Here is an 18,162-nt window from a genome sequence, read left to right on the forward strand (position 1 = left end):
CTGCCTGAAACTGAAACGTAGAGCATGGAACGTCAGACGTTATTATTGCCGGTTCAGTTCGTATGCCCCATTCCTGAACTCAGAAGCATCGTTGCTTCTTATGTAGAACGTAGAACATAGAACGTAGAACGGCCGTTATTGTACGAGCGGCAGCATCACCGTGAAGACGGTGCCGCGGGAGGGATCGGAATCGACCCGGATCATGCCACGGTGCTCGGACACGATCTTTTGGCAGATGGAGAGCCCAAGCCCCGTCCCCTGGGACTTGGTGGTGAAAAACGGGGTGAACATGTTCTCCAGCACGTCCGCCGGGATCCCCGGGCCGTTGTCGGAGATGTCGATGGCCACCATGCGGGCCCGCCGCTCCCCTTTCTGCGTCAGCGCGTAATCCGCCAGCACCCGGCTGGTGACCTTCACCACACCGCCGGTACCGACCGCCTCCATGGCGTTCTTGATCAGGTTCAGGAACAGCTGGGTCAAGAGCGCCTCGTCCGCGAGGATCGGGGGGATGCTGGGGTCGAAGTACTGCTGCAGGTAGACCTCTTTCCCCTCGCAGGCGTTCTTCTGCAAGAGGACGATATCGGAGAGGACCCGGTGCAGGTTCACCTTACCGAGCTTCAGGCGCCCCGGCGAGGCAAGGCCCAGGAGCTCCTCGACGATGACGTTGACCCGCTGCACTTCCTTCAGCATGACCCGCACGTATTCCCGGAGATCCTCGTTGTCGGGAAACTCCATTTCGAGCAGTTGAGCCGCCCCCTTGATGCCGCCCAAGGGATTCTTGATCTCGTGGGCGAGGCCGGCGGCGAGCGCTCCCAGCGAGGAGAGCCGGTCAGCTTGGCGGACGGCGCTCTCGAGCTCGCGCACGTTGGTCAGGTCGCGCAGCAGCACGATGGTGCCGATCCGCTCGCCACACGCGCTGAGAAGGGGCGAGGTGCTGGTCCCCACCGGAGTGACCCGGCTCCCCCTCTTGATCACGATATTTTCATGGTCCGAGACCGACATCCCGGTGCTGACGGTCTTTGCCACCAGCTCGTTGAGGGCGCGATCATCCTTGAAGATCTCGCTGAAGAGATGCCCGAGCGCCTGGCGCCTGGACACGCCGGCCAGTTCCTCCGCGGCCGGGTTCACCAGCGTGACGGCCCCGGTGTTGTCCAGCACGATGACACCGTCGCCCACGCTGTCCACCACGTTCGCGTAATAGTTCTCCAGCCGGTCAACCATCAAAAAACTCCTCCATCGCCCCGACAAGCTCGGCAGTATGTTCGATCCGGTTCACCGCGGCGCGAAAATGCGCGGCTCCCGGAAGCCCCTTGGAGTACCAGGCAAGATGCTTGCGCATCTCCATCAGGGCCACTCTGCCCCCCTCGAACTCGGTGAAGAGCTCGAGATGCCTGCGGGCGACCGCAAGCCTTTCCGCGACCGTCGGCGGGACCGGAACCTCGCCGGCCATAAGGGCGAGCGCCTCCCGGAACAGCCAGGGATTCCCCATCGCGCCGCGGGCAACCATCACCGCGTCGCAACCGGTTTCCCGGAACATGCGGACCACGTCGTCCGCGCTGAAGAGGTCACCGCTGCCGATTACCGGGATCTTCAGGGCGCTCTTCAGTTCAGCCAGTTTGGACCAGTTTGCCTTCCCCTCGAACATCTGGGCCCGGCTCCTGGGATGCAGGGTGATGGCGTCGCACCCTTCCTCCTGCGCGATGCGCCCCACCTCGAGAAAGGTGTCGTCGCCGCAGACCCAGCCGGTGCGGATCTTGACCGTGAAGGGGAGCGGGGTCGCCTTGCGCACGCAGCGGATGATGCGCCCCACCTTGACCGGGTCCTTCATCAGGGCGCTGCCGGCGCCGGTGCCTACCACCTTCTTCACGGGGCAACCCATGTTGATGTCGATCAGCTCGCCGTATCCCTCGACCAGCCGCGCCGCCTCGGCGAGCATCTCCGGCTCGTCGCCGAAAAGCTGCATGCCGATGGGACGGTCCTCGGGGGTGGTCCTCAGCAGATCGAAGCTCTTGCGCCCTTCCCTGGTCAGGCCGTTGACGCTCACCATCTCGGTGAAGGTGAGCGAAGCCCCTCTCTCGCGGGCGATGATGCGCATGGGGAGGTTGGTGATGCCGGCCATAGGGGCCAGAAATACCCGATTCTTCAAGGTAAGGGAGCCGATGGCCACCGTCTTTTGCATATGTGATAACGTCCTTATCTGCCTAAAAAATGTGCATACTAACAACTAAGAATTTAAAACGCAAGGGTTTTGTGTGGACGGCGTATACGGAAAACAGTGGAAAGTTGTAGGGAAATTGGAACGGGGAAAGGGGGTAATCCCCCAAAGCTCACAGTAGCCCCAGCGCCTTCTCGATGCCGGATAGGCCCTCGAGCGCGCCGCAGGGAAGGGAGAGGTGCGGCGCACGGATCTCGGGCTCGCGCGGGTTGATGCGGATGACGCGAGCGCCGGAGAGGGAACCGATACGCTCACTCGCGGCGCGTACGGTGGGAATGGCTGTCCCGGCCCCCAGTTCGACGACCACGATGCGCCGGCCGGATTGGCGGGAAAGGAACTGACGGAAACCTTCCTGCTGGCGCGCGGTGCGCGCGCCGATCCAGGCGTAGTCGCCGAACATGAGGATGTTGGGACGCGCCGCCCTGCCGCAGCGTGGACACAGCGGGACGTGGTCGGCGCGCATGGTTTCGTGGTCGATGCCAAACTCTTCGCGGTTGTCCCAGATCCTCTCGCAGCAGGGACCGGTGCACTGCAGGTGGTGGATGGAGCCGTGGAACTCGAGGATGGCATCGTCCGCGAAGCCGGCCTTCTGGAACTGGCCGTCCACGTTGGAGGTGGCGACGAAGAGGTCGAGGCCAAGGCGCGCGGCCCAGTCGCGCAGGAGCGCGAAGCCGGGATGGGGAACGGTGGCGCGGTAGAGGTTGGTGCGGTGGCCGTAAAAGCCCCAGCCGAAGGCGGGGTCGTGCTCGAAGTGCTCCGGGTTCGCGGCGTCGACGAAGCTGATGCCGAGACGCTGGTAGAGAGGATAGGCGCGCCAGAAGCCGGTGTCGCCGCGGAAGTCGGGAAGCCCCGAATCGACTCCCATCCCGGCGCCGGCGGTGACTACCAGCGCCTGCGCGGCCGCGACAGTCTCGGCCGCTTCCCTGAAAAGTGAGTCGAGCCCCGCCGCCATGCCTAGATTCCCACCTGCACCGGGACCGGCTTCAGTACCCGTTGCAGTTCGGACGGAGACAGAGAGACCAGGAAGCCGCGGCTGCCGCCGTTAATATATATAAGCGGCAGGGCGAGGATGCTCTCCTCGATGTAGACCGGCATCTGTTTCCTGGTGCCAAAGGGGGAAGTCCCCCCAACCATGTAGCCAGAGTGGCGGTTGGCGGTATCCGGCGTGCAGGGGGCGACGCTCTTGACGCCGATGGCGCGGGCCAGTTCCTTGGTGGAAACCTGGAGGTCGCCGTGCATCAGCACCACGAGCGGCGCGCGGGTCTCGTCCTCCATGATCAGGGTCTTGATCACGCTGTGTTCGTCGACGCCCAGTTCGCGCGCGGAAACGGCGGTGCCCCCCTTCTCCTCGTATTGATACGGGTGCTCACCGAAGGCAACTCCCGCCTGCCGCAATACCCGTACGGCGGCCGTGACCGGCGATTTCACCTTGGCCATTGCAGTTCTCCTCCAATAGATTTGATTTCCTTAGTAAAAAAGTCACTTGCCAGGTACGGTCATACCGGCTATAGATTAATAGCACGTCTTCAGCAGCTTAACAACGGTGTAACTAGGGTAACTTGTTATGGGAAATGAGAACCAGCGGCCGCCCAAAGTACTGGTCATGGACGACGACGAGATGGTCCGGTTTGTAGCGGGCGAAACGTTGAAGCGTTACGGTTTCGAGGTCGAATTCGCCAACGACGGCGCCCAGGCCGTGGAGGTCTACCGCGAGCGGCACGAAGCGGGAGCCCCCTTCGCCGCCGTCATCCTGGACCTGAACATCCCCGGGGGCATGGGAGGGCAGGAGGCGATGAAGCGCCTGCTCGAGATAGACCCCGCCGCCAAGGGATACGTCTCCAGCGGCCGCACCGACGACCCCGTCATGATGAACTATCAAGCCTTCGGCTTCAGCGGCACCATCGAGAAGCCGTATTTCTACCTGAACAAGCAGCTCATGGAAGAGTTCAGCACGACCCTGCGCGGCACCGAGTAAGCATGACCGGACTTCAAAATTACCTCGCCCTACTGGACCGCGTCGACGAAATCTGCCGGCGCACCTCGGAAACCTTCAGCGCACATATCACCTGCCATGCCGGCTGCGACGCCTGCTGCCGCCACCTTTCCATCTTCGCCGTGGAAGCCGCCGCGCTCGCCGCAGCGCTTCGGGAACTCCCCACCGACCAGGCAGAACTGGTGCGCGCCAAGGCGCGGGCAGCGCACGTAGATTCCCCCTGCCCGCTGCTCCACGACGGGCTCTGCCTGCTCTACCATGCCCGTCCCATCATCTGCCGCACCCACGGTCTGCCGCTTCTTCTGCTGCGCGAGGGTGAAAGGGCGGTCGATTTCTGCCCGGAAAACTTCCAGGGGCTCCCCAGCATCCCCGGCAGCGCCGTCCTCGACCTGGAGCGGCTCAACATGATGCTGGCCACGGTCAATGCGCTGTACCTGCAGTCCTATCCGGGGCCGGAGCGGCTCACCATAGCCCAGGCGCTCACTCTCACCGATTGACTTTTCCATCTACTTCAGGGTATATGGCCCGGTGTCAATGATTTCGCGTCGGCGCGGCCGCGTGAGCGGTGCGCTGGCGCGGAGCATTTGTGCGCATATACTTAACTGCTGGCAAAGGAGAGGCAACAAGATGAAGGTGAGCTACAACACATCCGGGAGCTGCGCTTCGCGCATCGAAATAGAGATCGAGGACGGCGTCATCGTCGCCGCCAAGTTCGTGGACGGCTGTGCCGGCAACACCCAGGCGGTCGCCGCCCTGGTGCGCGGCATGGCGGTAACCGAGGCGATCAAGCGCCTGAAGGGAATCGCCTGTCAGGGCGACACCTCCTGCCCGGACCAGTTGGCGAAAGCCCTGGAGCAGTCACAATGCAGCACCACTCCTTCCTAGACGGGGGCATTATGGAAATCTTCGGCGGGTTCATGATGATGATGAGCATCATCGGCTTCTTCCTGGTGGTGATCTGGTTTATCCTTCCCTTCGTGATCTTCAACATCAAGGGGCGCGTGGACCGTTCCGCTGCGATGCTGGAGGAGATGGACCAGCGCCTGAAACATATCGAGCGTCTTTTGCAGGAACGAGACGTCGAGGAGCCGCACCCGCTCGACCCGCCGCTGTAGCCGGCCGGCCGGCCGCCCCTTTGGTTTCCGCATCGAGCCCTCCCTCCACCCGTGGCGGGGAGGGTTCCCCCCTCCCTCCCCCACCTTAAAAAGCCGTCATATCCCTTGCCAACCCCAGCTTTTTTCATTATTATGTGCCGCTGTGTATCCGCCGGCAGACTAGAGAAGGTTAATCTGGCGCAGTCGACGGCAAGGAGAGTTCATGGGTTTACTGGAAGGCAAAAAAGCACTTATTTTCGGAGTAGCTAACGATAAAAGCATCGCCTGGGCCACCGCCGAGGCGTTTCAGCGCGAAGGGGCCGAGGTGGCGCTGGCCTACGCGGGTGAGGCGGTCGCCAAGAGGGTGATGCCGCTGGCGGAGAGCATCGGCTGCAAGCTGGTGCTTCCCTGCGACGTGAGAAGCGACGAGGAGATCGCGCGCCTGTTCGGCGAGGTGCGCGAGGCGTGGGGGGGGCTGGACATCCTGGTGCACTCGGTCGCCTTCGCCAACAAGGATGAGCTGAAGGGTTCCTTCCTGAACACCACCCGCGAGGGGTTCGCGACCGCGCTCGACATCAGCGCCTACTCCCTGATCGCCATGGCGCGCGAGGCCGCGCCGCTCATGCAGGGGCGCGACGGCAGCGTGATCGCCATGACCTACTACGGCGCCCAGAAGGTGTTCCCGAGCTACAACGTCATGGGGGTCGCCAAGGCGGCGCTCGAGGCGAGCGTGCGCTACCTGGCCGAGGCGATGGGGCCGGAGGGGACGCGCGTCAACGCCATCTCTGCGGGTCCCTTGAGGACGCTCGCTTCCGCCGGCATCGGCGGCTTCGGGCAGATCGCCGGGCACGTCGCCGACAAGGCGCCGCTGCGGCGCAACATCTCGCAGGAGGAGGTCGGCAACGCCGCCCTCTACCTCGCCAGCCCGCTCGCCAGCGGCGTCACCGGCGAGATCCACTTCGTGGACTGCGGCTACAACATCATCGGACTGTAGCGGAGGCGCGCCATAAAAGGACTGCACGGTAATCTGACAGGGCTGAAACCGAGCCAGGTAAACAGGCTGGAGAGGCTGTACCGGCGCCGGGTAAAACCGGGCGAGGTCGTTTCCCTGGAACTCGCCCGGGAGCTCGCCGACATCTCGCTGGAGATCCGGCGCCAGATCGGCATCCTGGTGAGCCGCATCGGCGAGATCGCCTACGTGGTGGTGGGGGACGAGCGGGGCATCATGATCCCGGCGCTGGAGGACTACCCGCTGGGCAAAAGGCTTTTGCGCGGCGTGCGCCTGGTGCACACCCACCTGAAAGGCGAGGTGCTCTCCGACGACGACCTGACCGACCTGTCGCTGTTGCGCCTGGACCTGATCGCCGCCCTGCAGCTTACCCAGAACCCGGACCGTTTCTCGATCCAGACCGCGGCGCTGATCCCGCCCGACGGCGGGCACCTCCCCTACCAGGTGGAGCCCTCGGTCCCGTTCCAGAAGTACGACCTCGACTTCAAGGGGTTCGTGGAAACCCTGGAACAGACCATGGAGCGCGGCCTCAAGGAAGGGAAGGTCGTCGCCAGCGGCCAGGAGCGCGGCATCCTCATCTCCGTGACCCAACGCCCCATGGAAGAGGCGGTCGATTCCATCGAGGAGCTGAAGGAGCTGGCGCGCACCGCCGGCGTCGGCGTCCTCGACACCGTGATCCAGCGCCCCAAGGAGTTCAACCCGCGCTATCTTTTGGGCGAGGGGAAGATCCGGGAGGTGGTGATCAAGGCGCTACAGTACGGCGCCACCATGCTGGTCTTCGACCAGGAGCTCTCGCCGGCCCAGGTGCGCTCCATCTCGGAACTGACCGAGCTGAAGGTCATCGACCGCAGCCAGCTGATCCTGGACATCTTCGCCCGGCGCGCCACCACCCTGGACGGCAAGGTGCAGGTGGAACTGGCCCAGTTGAAGTACCTGATGCCCAGGCTCTCCGGGCGCGGCGTGCAGATGTCCCGGCTCATGGGGGGTATCGGCGGGCGCGGCCCCGGCGAAACCAAGCTCGAGATCGACCGGCGCCGCATCAGGGACCGGATCGCGCACCTGGAGCGTGAGTTGAAGGAACTCTCCAACGGCCGCTACCAACGCCGACAGAAGCGCGTCAAGGCGGGCATCCCCATCATCTCCATCGTCGGGTACACCAACGCCGGCAAATCCACGCTCTTGAACACCATGACCAAGAGCGAGGTTTTCACCGAGGACCTCCTCTTCGCCACGCTGGACACCTCGTCGCGGCGGTTGCGCTTCCCCTTGGACCGCGAGGTGATCATCACCGACACGGTCGGTTTCATCAGGAGCCTCCCGAAGTCGCTCTTGGGTGCCTTCAAGGCAACCTTGGAGGAGTTGAAGGACGCCGACCTCCTGGTCCACCTGGTCGACTGCGGGCACCCGCGCCTGGAAGAGCACATCAACCAGGTCAACGACATCCTGGTCGAACTGGAACTGTCCCAGAAGCCGACCCTCCTGGTGTTCAACAAGATGGACCTGCTCCCGGACCTAAAGAAGAGCGATCCCCTCGCCTTCATGAAGGTGCGGCAGCTGACCCGCAAGTACGGCGCCATCACCATCAGCGCCTCGGACCGCAAGACCCTCGAACCGCTCATGAAGGAGCTGCAGCACCGTTTCTGGCACGACGTCGAGGATTACCGGACACCGGGGGAGAACCACGACGAGTTCGAGGAGTAGGCGCGGCTCTCCCGTCCCGTCAGCAGAGGAACCGATCTTTACATGGACCAGCAAGCCATCATCTACGCCCTCGATCTCCTGGGCACCGTCGCCTTCGCCGCCTCGGGAGCGCTGGCCGGCGTGCGCCGCGGCATGGACCTCTTGGGCATCATTGTCCTCGGCATCGTCACCGCCACCGGCGGCGGGGTGATCCGCGACGTCCTCTTGAACGACACCCCTCCCTTTTGTTTCAAGAACGAGCTTTACCTCTACCTCGCCGTCGCAGCCTCGGTGGTTGTTTTCCTCACCCCGCGCAGCTTCGAGCGGATGAACCGCGCCATGCTCCTTCTGGACGCCCTCGGGCTGGGGACCTTCCTGGTGATCGGTACCTCCAAGGCGCTCCAGTTCAACCTGGGGCTCATGGGCGCCATTATCATGGGCGTGATGACCGCCACCTGCGGCGGGCTGGTGCGCGACCTCCTTTCCAACGAGATCCCGCTCATCCTGCAGCGCGAGATCTACGCCTCTGCCTGCGTGGTCGGGGGCGCCCTCTTCTTTTTCCTGCACCAGACCAGCCTCCCCTCCCAACTGAACCTTACCGTCTCGGCCCTCACCGTGATCGCCATCCGCTGCACCGCCATCGTCAAGGGGTGGCAACTGCCGCGCGGCCAGGCGCTGTAAGCCATGCCCAAACAGAGCGCGGGGCTCATCATGTACCGTGTCGTTAACGGCGAACTGGAGCTTCTGCTGGTGCACCCGGGCGGGCCGTTCTGGGCCAGGAAGGACCTCGGTGCGTGGTCGATCCCCAAGGGTGAATACCTACCGGAAGAGGACCCGCTCCAGGTAGCGCGGCGCGAGTTTCGCGAGGAGACGGGACTCACGCCGGAGGGGGAGTTCCGGGAGTTGGCCGAGATCAGGCAGGCGGGGGGCAAGCGGGTCAAGGCCTGGCTCTTCGCCGGCGATTGGGACCCCGCCGGGCTCATCAGCAACGGCTTCACCATGGAGTGGCCGCCCCGTTCGGGACGGCAGGCGGAGTTCCCTGAGGTGGATAGAGCCGCCTGGTTCACCGTCGCAGAAGCGAGAGAGAAGATCCTCGCCAGCCAGCTCCCACTGATCGACCAGGTAACCGCCCTGGCGCTGCCGCACGATAGGTAATTTCGCCACCATCTGCTTCGTTTTTCCCATCCGCGCTATGTCTGACCATTTCGTCCCGTGTTTCCGGCGCAACTTCACCTCCTTACCGACCGAACCCAAAACAGACATCCCCTCCCCCTGCCCTTTTGCGGTCCACTGTACCCTACTTTTTTTCTCGTATACATTTAAGTTCGCGAATGTACTGGACGAAAGGGTAGATAGCGTCGCTGCGATGACAGAGCCCGCCACATGGCAGGCCGCGGCACGACTACGAACGAACCAGGGGGGAAAATGAAGATTCAGGACATGAAGATCGGTACACGGCTCAGCGCTGGCTTCGGCATCATCCTGCTACTACTCCTTGTCATCGGCGCCATCAGCGTCTTCGGCATGCTCAAGATCGACCAGGGGTTGGAAACCATCGTCAAGAAAGACTACGCCAAGATCAAGCTGGCCAACGAAAGCGCCGACAACGTCTCGACCATCGTCTCCTGCATCAAATCGATGGTCATCGAGTCCGATCCCTTGGCACGCCGCGAGGAAAACAAGAAGATTGAACAGGCCCGGCAGCAGTACAAGGCCGCCATGGATAAGCTGGAAAAACTCGAGAGCACCGAGAAAGGCAAGGCGCTGATCGGCAAGGCCAAGCTCTCGCTCGACAATGCCCGCAAGGCGAACAACCAGGCCATCGAGCTGGCCCTGGCCGGCAACAGCGCCCGTGCCGCGACGGTATTCGAAAAGGAAGCCGAGCCGCTGTGCGCTGCCATCGATTCGGCATTCCGGGAGTTGGTGCAGTACCAGGAACAGGGGATCGAGGAGCGTTACGGCGACGCTGCCGCCCTCTCCTCGCGCTCCCGCGTCATCGCGCTCTCGTTGGCCCTTTTCGCCGTCGCCATCGGCGCGGTCATCGGCTACCTCATCACCCGCAGCATCAGCCGCCCGGTCAGCGCCCTCTCCGCTTGCGCGGACAAGCTCGCCCTCGGGGACGTCGATGTGGACATCGACACTGAAGGGAAGGACGAGATCGCCCTTTTGGCGCGTTCCTTCAAGAACATGGCCGACAACATCAAGGAGGCTTCACTCGCCGCGGAGCGGGTCGCCCACGGCGACCTCTCGGTCCAGGTGACCCCGAAATCTGAGCGGGACCTGATGGGCAACAACCTCTCCTCCATGATCGGCACCATCGGGAGGTTGAGCACGGAGATGAACGGGCTGATCAATGCGATCAGGGAAGGCAAGCTCAGCGTGCGCTCCGACGCGGCCGCCTTCCAAGGCGCCTGGGGCGAACTCCTCGTTGGACAGAACCGCCTGATCGAGGCCTTCGTGCAGCCGATCGACGTCACCTCGCGCCACCTGGCCCGCATCTCCACGGGGGACATTCCCGGCAAGATTACCGACACCTACTACGGCGATTTCAACGAGATCATCAACAGCCTGAACCTCCTGATCGACGCCAACAACGACGCCACCAGGCTGGCCAAGGAGATCGCGGACGGAAACCTGCTCCTCGAGGTGAAGCAGCGCTCCGAAAACGACGGGCTGATGCAGGCCTTGGCCGCCATGGTACGTAACCTGACCCGGGTGGTGTCCGACGTGAAAATCGCCGCCGACAACGTCACCTCCGGGAGCCAGGCGCTCAGTTCCACCTCCGAGGAGATGTCCCAGGGGGCGAGCGAGCAGGCGGCCTCGGCGGAGGAGGCGAGTTCCTCGATGGAGCAGATGACCTCCAACATCAGGCAGAATGCGGACAACTCGATGCAGACCGAGAAGATCGCGGTGAAATCGGCGACCGATGCCAGCGAAAGCGGCGAGGCCGTGGCGAGGACGGTGGCGGCCATGAAGGAGATCGCGTCCAAAACCTCCATCATCGAGGAGATCGCGCGGCAGACCAACCTTCTGGCGCTGAACGCGGCCATCGAGGCGGCGCGGGCGGGGGAGCACGGCAAGGGGTTCGCCGTGGTGGCCTCGGAGGTGAGAAAGCTCGCCGAGCGGAGCCAGCGCGCGGCGGGCGAGATCGGAGACCTTTCCCTGACCTCGGTCGAGGTGGCGGAGCACGCCGGGACCTTGCTGGAGATGCTGGTCCCCGACATCCACAAGACGGCCGAACTGGTGCAGGAGATCTCCGCCGCCTGCAAGGAGCAGGATACCGGCGCCGAGCAGATCAACCGCGCCATTCAGCAGCTGGACCAGGTGATCCAGCAAAACGCGAGCGCCTCCGAGGAGATGGCCTCCACAGCGGAAGAACTCGCCTCGCAGGCCGAGCAGCTGCAGGGGACCATCGCCTTTTTCAAGGTCGGCGCAACCGCTGTCGAACAGCGGCAGCCGCGCAAGAGTGCGCCCCAAGCGCCGGCATCCGCCGCGCAGAAGGTGGGGCGCCAGAAGCTGACCCGGTCGGCAGCTGCGCTGGCTGGATTTACCGGTGTGGAGTTGAACCTGACCGCTAACGAGGAGAGTCTTTTACAGGCGGGGTTCGAAAGATACTGACGGACAAGTTGATTGGTGACTGGAAAGGCGGCCCCGGTGGGTCGCCTTTTCTTTTTAAACATGGGGGGTGACGGCCACGGCCCCCGCCTCCCCCTCCCTTCCTTCCAGACGGCAGGCGAGCTTCAGGAAGTATCCCGCCACCAACAGGTTGGTCTGAAGGTGACTAGTGACGCGTGAGGTGCGAAAGAGCGAGCCTCCCGTGCCGCGGGCCAGGTAGAGCACCAACTGGTCCGCCAGGTGGGGATCGATCGGTTCGCCGCTTTCGTGGTGCTCGAGAAACTCACGCGCGACCTCGGCGCCGACCGTTTCGGCGGGCTTGCCCCGCTCCCCCAAAGCGGTGAAACCCGCTACCGCGTGCTCGTATTCCGCCTTGATGAAGATGAAGGTCCCCTGTCCCAGGATGGTCAGTTCCCGCGTTTCGATGTCCATAGGCAAGCCGCGCTCCAGCTTCCCCTTGAGGGCGGCCAGGGCCGCATGGAGCTGCCGTTCCGCGATCGTCTTCGGGAGGTTCCCCACGGCGGAAACCATGCGCAGCCGGATGAGCCGTCCCCTCTCCCTGACCAGACAAGGGGCGAGGACCTCGGCCGGTTCCACGGTGCACCCCACCCTCCCTCCTCCCTTGGGATAAAAGCCGAAAGAGAGGGCGTGGGTTTCCCCGCGCACGCCGAGGCGGCCGATGGCAGGCCAGAAGACTTCTTCGAAGTAGTTCCAGGAAGGGCTGAAGGGGACATGGGTGCCGCCGATCACCGTGACCCGGCTGGTCTTGCGGGCGGCCAGCAAGGGGGGGATCACGGTCTGGAGCACCAAGGTGGCGGACCCGGCCGTGCCGATATCGAAGCTGTACTCGCCGGGGGTGATGCTGTCAGGAAGAAAGCTCAGCTCGGGAGAACCGAGCCGGTCGCCGGCCACGCTGGCGGTGGAGATGCGCTCCGCCGCCTGCACGGCCATCAGGTGCTGGCGCATCAGGCCCGATTTGGAACGGTTTTTCCTGATGTTGTAGATGTGGAAGGCCTGGCCGGTAAGGCAGGACAGGCTCAAGGCGCTGCGCAAGACCTGCCCTCCCCCTTCGCCCATGCTGCCGTCGATCTCGATCATGGCCTCACCGCTTTCAGTACAGGAACATCGGCTTGCCCAGTACGTGGCGCACCTTGGGCCGGTACTCGATGGCATCATACAGTTCGGCCACATCCACCCTCTTCTCACCCTGCATGATGGTGCTGATCGGGATGTGCCGGTAGGTCCCCCCCTGCATGGCGACCATGCGCCCCGACATCCCTTCCGTGATCAGGTCCATGGTCATGTTGGCGTAGTTGTAGGCCACCATGAGGTCGAGCGAGTCTGGGGCGCCGCTGCGCATGAGGTAGGAGAGCTGCTGGTAGATAATATGGGAGCCGGTCAACTGCTTAACCGCCTCGCTCACCACCACGCCAATTCCCCCCAGCTTCTTGTGCCCGTAGGCGTCCTCCTGGCCGTACTCGACGATCTGGCCGCCCACCATGGAGGCGCCTTCCGATATGGTCACCATGGCGTAGTTGCTGCGGTTGGACTTCTTGTCCTCCTGGAGCAACAGGGCCAACTTTTCCACGTCGAAAGGAACCTCGGAGATGAGCGCGCGGTCCACCCCGGCCAGGTACGCCGATATGAGCGAGGTCTCCCCGGAGTTTCTGCCGAAGAGCTCCACCACCGCGATGCGTTCGTGGGACCCCGCGCTGGTGCGCAGGTTGTGGATGAAGTTGACGCTCCTCGTGACCGCGGTGGAGAACCCGATGCAGTAGTCGGTGCCGAAGACGTCGTTGTCCATGGTCTTCGGTATGGCCACGATGGGAACCCCTTCCCGGTTCAGACGCTCGGCGTAGCTCAACGTGTCGTCCCCGCCGATAGGGATCAGCACGTCGATGCCCAGGTGCTCCAGGTTGGAGAGGATGTGCGCCGTGAAGTCGTGACTCTCAGCCGCGCCGGGGTCGAAGTTGTCGCCGCGCAAGAACAGGGGTACGTCGGTGGCTGCCACCTTGCCCGGGTTAGTGCGGCTGGTGTGCAGGAAGGTTCCCCCAGAGCGGTCCACGGTGCGTACCGCGTGACGATCCAGCGGCATCACGGTGTGGTCCCAGCTGTCCGGGTCGTCCCGGTTGTAGGCCAAGAGCCCTCCCCAGCCGCGCCGGATGCCGACCACGCGGTAGCCGCTTTCGGAGGCGCGGGCCACCAGGGTCTTCAGAGCGGGGTTGAGACCCGGCACGTCGCCGCCGCCGGTCAGAACGCCTATAGTCTTCTGCCTGTCTGCCATGGCAATCTCCTTAATGATCAGCATTAAAAAGCTTTCACATTATACAGGAGCGGCTTTTCATTTCAAGGTGGCGGGGGATACCGTTTCCGCGAGGTCATTCCGGGACTTTTGGGCGCCTGGGTCAAAGAAGCAAATCCCCCCTGTCCCCCCTTTTGCAAAGGGGGGGACGTAGTAGCCTCGTCTTGCTCTTTGCGAAGGGGGGGACGTAATAGTCGTGTCTCGCTCGTCGGGAAGACGCACCATTGGCTCCAATGAAATGTCTGAATTGCGGTTTCGGGAACAAGGGGAAGCATTGAGGAAGTTGCCACCGAAGCTCTGCTCGTGAACCAGGGTTCCCTACTTTGCAAAGGGGGGACAGGGGGGATTTGCCTTGGTTAGGCTACCCCTTCTCGCCACGCTTGGCGGGGGTGAGCCGGGAGATGAAAAGGGACATCTCGGAGGGGAGCATGGGGCGGGCGAAGTAGAAGCCCTGCATCAGACGACAGTCGATGGAGGCGAGGAAGTCCTTCTGCGCCTCGTTCTCCACGCCTTCGGCGATCGCCTCCATGTCGAGGCATTTGGACATGAACATGATGGTAGTGGCGATGGCGGCGTCCTCTGAGGAGGTGACCACGTCGCTCACGAAGGATTTGTCGATCTTCAGGGCCTGGAAGTGGTAGTGCTTCAGGGAGGAAAGCGAGGAGTAGCCGGTGCCGAAATCGTCGATCTGGACGTTGATCCCCATGCGCTGCAGCCGCTCCAGGACGCCGACCGCCTCGGCCTCGTACACCATGAGCGACTGCTCTGTGATCTCCAGGGTGAGCCGGTCCGGCGGCAGGCCCGAGTCGTGCAGCGCCGCCTCGATGGCCTGCTCCAACTCCTCGTGGGCAAAGACCGTGGGGGACATGTTCACCGCCACATTCAGGTCGAGCGCTTCGCTTCGGTACCACTGCGCCGCCTGGCGACAGGCCTCTCTGAGCACCCACTCGGTCAAGGGCCAGATGAGGCCCCCCTTCTCGGCCAGTGGCACGAAGCTCGCCGGGCCCAGCTCCCCGAGGTGCGGATGGCGCCAGCGCACCAGCGCCTCGACCCCAACCACGCGCATGCTGGCGGTATCGAACTTGGGCTGGTAGACCAGGAACAGCTCGCCTCGGTTGATGGCGCGCAACAGGCCGTGCTCGAGCTGGATCCTGTGGTCACGCTCCTCGCGCCACTCGCCGCCGTAGAGGCAGAAGGTGGAGCGTCCCTGCTGCTTGGCCTGCCCGAGCGCCAGGTCCGCCATCTTGAAGAGCTGCATCGGTTCGTCGGCGTCGGCGGGAAAGAGGGCGATGCCGATGCTGGCGCTGGTCTTTAGGGTTTCCCCCTCTACCTGCACCGGCTCTGCGAGGGCGTCCAGCACCCGCCTGGCCATCACCGCTGGCCCCTCCGGCATCTCGGGATGGCGCAGCAGCATGGCGAACTCGTCCCCCCCTACCCGCGCCACGATGTCCTCGCCGCGCATGGCGCAGCGGGTCAGGCGGCGCGCGGTCTCAGCGAGTAGGGCGTCGCCGACGAAGTGCCCGCGCCGGTCGTTGATCAGCTTGAAGCGGTCCAGGTCCAGGAACAACAGCGCCACGCTCTCGCTGCGCCGTTTGGCGAAGACGATGGACTGGGCCAGGAAGTCGTCGAATGCCTGGCGGTTGTAGAGGCCGGTGAGACCGTCGCGCACCGCCTGCTCTTTGATGCTGAGCTCGCTGGCCCGGTGGCGCGCCTCTATTTTCGCGTTGAGCAGATATATGATGGCGGCCATGGTGAGGACGCCCAGCAGTTCGAGTCCGCCGGAGGCGAGGTGTTCCAGGTGGGGACGGCCCGCGAACAGCAGGTCGAAGAGAAGGTGGGCGAAAAGCAGCCAGCAGATGCTGGCGAGGATATAGATGCAGGCTACGGTCGCCGGGGAGAGGCTCCCGAACCAGTTGCGCAGTTTGCCCAGCGTGCCACCGTCCATGGTTGCTCCTGGTAAGCCGGTAAAATCACCGTCCCAGTATAGCGTCTTTCACGTGGTGAGGTAGTAGGTGATCTCGTTGTGTCCGACCAGCAGTTCCAGTCCGGCGAGGGACGGGGGCGCGCAGGGGGTGGCGCCGCATTCCTGTAACAGGGGCCAGGCGTGCAGTTGGCACTCCGGGGTGAAGTAGAGGTCGACGCCCCCCTCCGGCGCCTCCTTGCGGAACAGCGCCATGGTGCGGGGACCGCCGGCCGAGCGGAAAAGCGCCGTGAAGGCCTCCTGGATCGCGGTCGTTCTGCCGGCGGCGATCTCGCCGGCGCTCAGCGTGAGATGGTGCCATTGCATGCTCATTCCCCCTCCCCCGTCTTTTTGACCGGCGGCGCGACGTAACCGGCGCAGGTGCCGACCAGTTTCTCGTGGATGGCGTCCAGCATCTCGGCCTCGTCGGTGACCCCGGCGGCGGCGCCCAGGTTCAGGGCCAGCGGCAGCAGTCCCATAAGCAGGTTGCGCATGTTGCCGCACCCGGTGGAGCCGCCCAGTACCTCGGCAACCTTGCGCTGCAGCCCGCGGCCGATAACGAAGCCGGTGAGCCCCGCCATCCGGCCCGAGACGTTGCGGCAGTCCGGGGTAGGGGACCTGCGAAAATCGGCCTCGGCCGAGATGATCTTCATGGTGGCGACCTCGACCCGCACCTCCAGGAGCACGTCGTGGAAACGGTCCTTCATGGTGGCGGTGAGCAGCGCCGTGCCGTCGGGCTGCTTCAAGAGTCGGTACGAGATGTCTCTCTGGAAATCTTCCATGCTGTTCAGTTGCATCGACACTACCTTTATGCGTTGGTTATCCGTTCCTGGAGCCGCGGGGCGGCCGGTCCGTCGGGGGGAGAGTTTCGCCGCTCGGGCGGGATATGTCAAGCGAAACTCAGAAGGGAACCGACTCCCAGCCACGGCTCGCAAGACAGAGCAATGTACATGCAGCACCGATCCTCAAAGTCAGACAAAGACAATGGGACTGGCACCTGCGGAGCCAGTCCCCTCCCCGGGCCCTGTCACGGGTGGACGCGAGTTCGCTACACCCTCTCGAAAAGCGCCGCCACCGCCTCCCCGCCGCCGATGCAGAGCGAGGCGAGGCCGTAGCGCTTCTTGCTGCGCCGAAGCTCGCACAATAGCGTCGCGACCAACCTGGCGCCGCTGGCCCCGATGGGGTGCCCTATGGCGCAGGCACCGCCGTTGACGTTCACCTTGCGGGGGTCGAGGCCCAGTTCCCGGATCGCGATCAGGGGGACCGCGGCGAAGGCCTCGTTGATCTCGAAGAGGTCTATCTGCCCCAGTTCCACCCCCGCCCTGGCGCAAACCGCCTTGATGGCGCCGACCGGCGCGTCGGTATAGTGGTCGGGGTGCATGCTGCTGGTGGCGTAGGCGACCAGACGCGCCTTCGGGGCGAGCCCGAGCCGCGCCACGGCCTCCTCTCCGGCGAGAAGGGCGAAGGCGGCGCCGTCGCTGATGGTGGAGGCGTTGCCGGCAGTGATGGTCCCCTCCCGGCCGAAGGCGGGTTTCAGGTCCGCCATCCTCGCGATGTCGGAGCGGAACGGCTCCTCGTCCTCGCCGACCGTTTCCTTGCCGTGACGCCCCTTTTTCTGTACCGGCACGATCTCGTCGTTGAAAATCCCCCGGCTCACCGCCTCCTGGGCCAGTTGGTAGGAGCGTAGCGCGAATTCGTCCTGCGCCTCGCGCCCAAGCGCGTGCCGCTTCACCGCTTCCTCGGCGATCTCCCCCATGTGCCGCCCCGAGTAGGGGTCCTGGAGGCCGTCGTACAACATCAGGTCCAAGAGCTGGCCGTGCCCCATGCGGAAGCCGTAACGCGCTTTTTTCAGGAAGAAGGGGGCCTGGGACATGCTCTCCATGCCGCCGGCGAGTACGATTTCCGCGTCACCGAGCGCGATGGCCCCGGCGGCCAGCATGATCGCCTTCAACCCGCTGCCGCAGACCTTGTTGATGGTCATGGCGTGGGTGGTATCGGGGATGCCCGCCCGCCGCATCGCCTGGCGCGCAGGCGCCTGCCCGCAGCCGCCGGAAAGGACCTGGCCGACGATGACCTCGTCCACCGCTTCGGCGGCGACACCGCTTCGCTCCAGGAGCGCCTGCAGCACGGGAGCCGCCAGGGCCGGTGCCTCCAGGTCGCACAGTTCCCCCCCGAAGGAGCCAAAAGGAGTTCTCAACGCCTCGACCACGTATATGTCTTTCATGCTCCCTCCCCCGCTCTCACTATGATAGGAGCATTTAAATGTACCTGTTTTTGGTCGTATCTCCAGCCAC

At 64.0% G+C, this 18,162-nt stretch carries 19 protein-coding genes; 9 read left to right on the top strand and 10 right to left on the bottom strand.

What is annotated here, in order from left to right; all coding sequences use genetic code 11:
- Positions 1-135: 135 nt before the first annotated feature.
- The 4 genes from JFN90_RS20495 to ybaK all read right to left on the bottom strand — a co-directional run bounded on the left by JFN90_RS20495 (position 136) and on the right by ybaK (position 3,652).
- The gene (locus JFN90_RS20495) at positions 136-1,221 is read right to left on the bottom strand and encodes a two-component system sensor histidine kinase NtrB (protein WP_199396985.1); all 1,086 of its coding nucleotides are present in this window, start codon (positions 1,219-1,221) and stop codon (positions 136-138) included.
- Positions 1,214-2,179 carry a tRNA dihydrouridine synthase DusB gene (gene dusB, locus JFN90_RS20500; RefSeq protein ID WP_199396986.1) on the bottom strand — a complete coding sequence of 322 codons (966 nt, stop codon included), beginning with the start codon at positions 2,177-2,179 and terminating at the stop codon, positions 1,214-1,216. The genes JFN90_RS20495 and dusB overlap by 8 nt, the downstream gene beginning before the upstream one ends.
- A gap of 148 nt (positions 2,180-2,327) precedes the next feature.
- Positions 2,328-3,167 (bottom strand): SIR2 family NAD-dependent protein deacylase, encoded by an 840-nt coding sequence (locus JFN90_RS20505; RefSeq protein WP_199396987.1) that lies wholly within the window; start codon positions 3,165-3,167, stop codon positions 2,328-2,330.
- Positions 3,168-3,169: 2 nt separating this feature from the next.
- Positions 3,170-3,652: a Cys-tRNA(Pro) deacylase gene (gene ybaK / locus JFN90_RS20510; RefSeq protein WP_199396988.1), complete on the bottom strand. Its 483-nt coding sequence runs from the start codon at positions 3,650-3,652 to the stop codon at positions 3,170-3,172.
- A gap of 127 nt (positions 3,653-3,779) precedes the next feature.
- Between ybaK and JFN90_RS20515 the strand changes: the two genes are divergently transcribed.
- The 9 genes from JFN90_RS20515 to JFN90_RS20555 all read left to right on the top strand — a co-directional run bounded on the left by JFN90_RS20515 (position 3,780) and on the right by JFN90_RS20555 (position 11,609).
- On the top strand, positions 3,780-4,190 hold the full coding sequence (locus tag JFN90_RS20515; RefSeq protein WP_199396989.1) for a response regulator: 411 nt from the start codon (positions 3,780-3,782) through the stop codon (positions 4,188-4,190).
- 2 nt (positions 4,191-4,192) lie between these two features.
- Positions 4,193-4,705, top strand: coding sequence for a YkgJ family cysteine cluster protein (locus JFN90_RS20520; RefSeq protein WP_199396990.1), 513 nt, complete (start codon positions 4,193-4,195; stop codon positions 4,703-4,705).
- Between the two features lie 130 nt (positions 4,706-4,835).
- Positions 4,836-5,093, top strand: coding sequence for a TIGR03905 family TSCPD domain-containing protein (locus JFN90_RS20525; RefSeq protein WP_199396991.1), 258 nt, complete (start codon positions 4,836-4,838; stop codon positions 5,091-5,093).
- Positions 5,094-5,104: 11 nt separating this feature from the next.
- On the top strand, positions 5,105-5,323 hold the full coding sequence (locus JFN90_RS20530; RefSeq protein ID WP_199396992.1) for a hypothetical protein: 219 nt from the start codon (positions 5,105-5,107) through the stop codon (positions 5,321-5,323).
- Between the two features lie 202 nt (positions 5,324-5,525).
- Positions 5,526-6,296, top strand: coding sequence for an enoyl-ACP reductase FabI (locus tag JFN90_RS20535; protein WP_199396993.1), 771 nt, complete (start codon positions 5,526-5,528; stop codon positions 6,294-6,296).
- A gap of 42 nt (positions 6,297-6,338) precedes the next feature.
- Positions 6,339-8,012: a GTPase HflX gene (gene hflX, locus JFN90_RS20540; protein WP_199397039.1), complete on the top strand. Its 1,674-nt coding sequence runs from the start codon at positions 6,339-6,341 to the stop codon at positions 8,010-8,012.
- Between the two features lie 42 nt (positions 8,013-8,054).
- Complete coding sequence (locus JFN90_RS20545) at positions 8,055-8,672, top strand: trimeric intracellular cation channel family protein (protein WP_199396994.1); 618 nt, start codon at positions 8,055-8,057, stop codon at positions 8,670-8,672.
- A gap of 3 nt (positions 8,673-8,675) precedes the next feature.
- Positions 8,676-9,146: an NUDIX domain-containing protein gene (locus JFN90_RS20550; protein ID WP_199396995.1), complete on the top strand. Its 471-nt coding sequence runs from the start codon at positions 8,676-8,678 to the stop codon at positions 9,144-9,146.
- Positions 9,147-9,416: 270 nt separating this feature from the next.
- Entirely contained in the window at positions 9,417-11,609 is a 2,193-nt protein-coding gene (locus tag JFN90_RS20555; protein ID WP_199396996.1) for a HAMP domain-containing methyl-accepting chemotaxis protein, read from the top strand.
- Between the two features lie 54 nt (positions 11,610-11,663).
- Here the strand turns inward: JFN90_RS20555 and rtcA are convergent, their stop codons facing one another.
- From rtcA to JFN90_RS20585, 6 genes are all read right to left on the bottom strand, one after another.
- A complete protein-coding gene (rtcA, locus tag JFN90_RS20560) occupies positions 11,664-12,704 on the bottom strand; it encodes an RNA 3'-terminal phosphate cyclase (protein ID WP_199396997.1) in 1,041 nt (346 codons plus the stop codon).
- Between the two features lie 13 nt (positions 12,705-12,717).
- A complete protein-coding gene (locus JFN90_RS20565) occupies positions 12,718-13,890 on the bottom strand; it encodes a 6-phosphofructokinase (protein WP_199396998.1) in 1,173 nt (390 codons plus the stop codon).
- 379 nt (positions 13,891-14,269) lie between these two features.
- Positions 14,270-15,853, bottom strand: coding sequence for a putative bifunctional diguanylate cyclase/phosphodiesterase (locus tag JFN90_RS20570; protein WP_199396999.1), 1,584 nt, complete (start codon positions 15,851-15,853; stop codon positions 14,270-14,272).
- 48 nt (positions 15,854-15,901) lie between these two features.
- Positions 15,902-16,201: a hypothetical protein gene (locus JFN90_RS20575; protein ID WP_236019096.1), complete on the bottom strand. Its 300-nt coding sequence runs from the start codon at positions 16,199-16,201 to the stop codon at positions 15,902-15,904.
- A complete protein-coding gene (locus JFN90_RS20580; RefSeq protein WP_199397000.1) occupies positions 16,198-16,665 on the bottom strand; it encodes a DUF2889 domain-containing protein in 468 nt (155 codons plus the stop codon). Before JFN90_RS20580 ends, JFN90_RS20575 begins: the two co-directional genes overlap by 4 nt.
- Positions 16,666-16,916: 251 nt before the next feature.
- Entirely contained in the window at positions 16,917-18,092 is a 1,176-nt protein-coding gene (locus tag JFN90_RS20585; RefSeq protein WP_199397001.1) for a thiolase family protein, read from the bottom strand.
- Positions 18,093-18,162 lie beyond the last annotated feature (70 nt).

This window comes from Geomonas propionica, from assembly GCF_016458235.1.
Classification (GTDB): Bacteria; Desulfobacterota; Desulfuromonadia; order Geobacterales; family Geobacteraceae; genus Geomonas; species Geomonas propionica.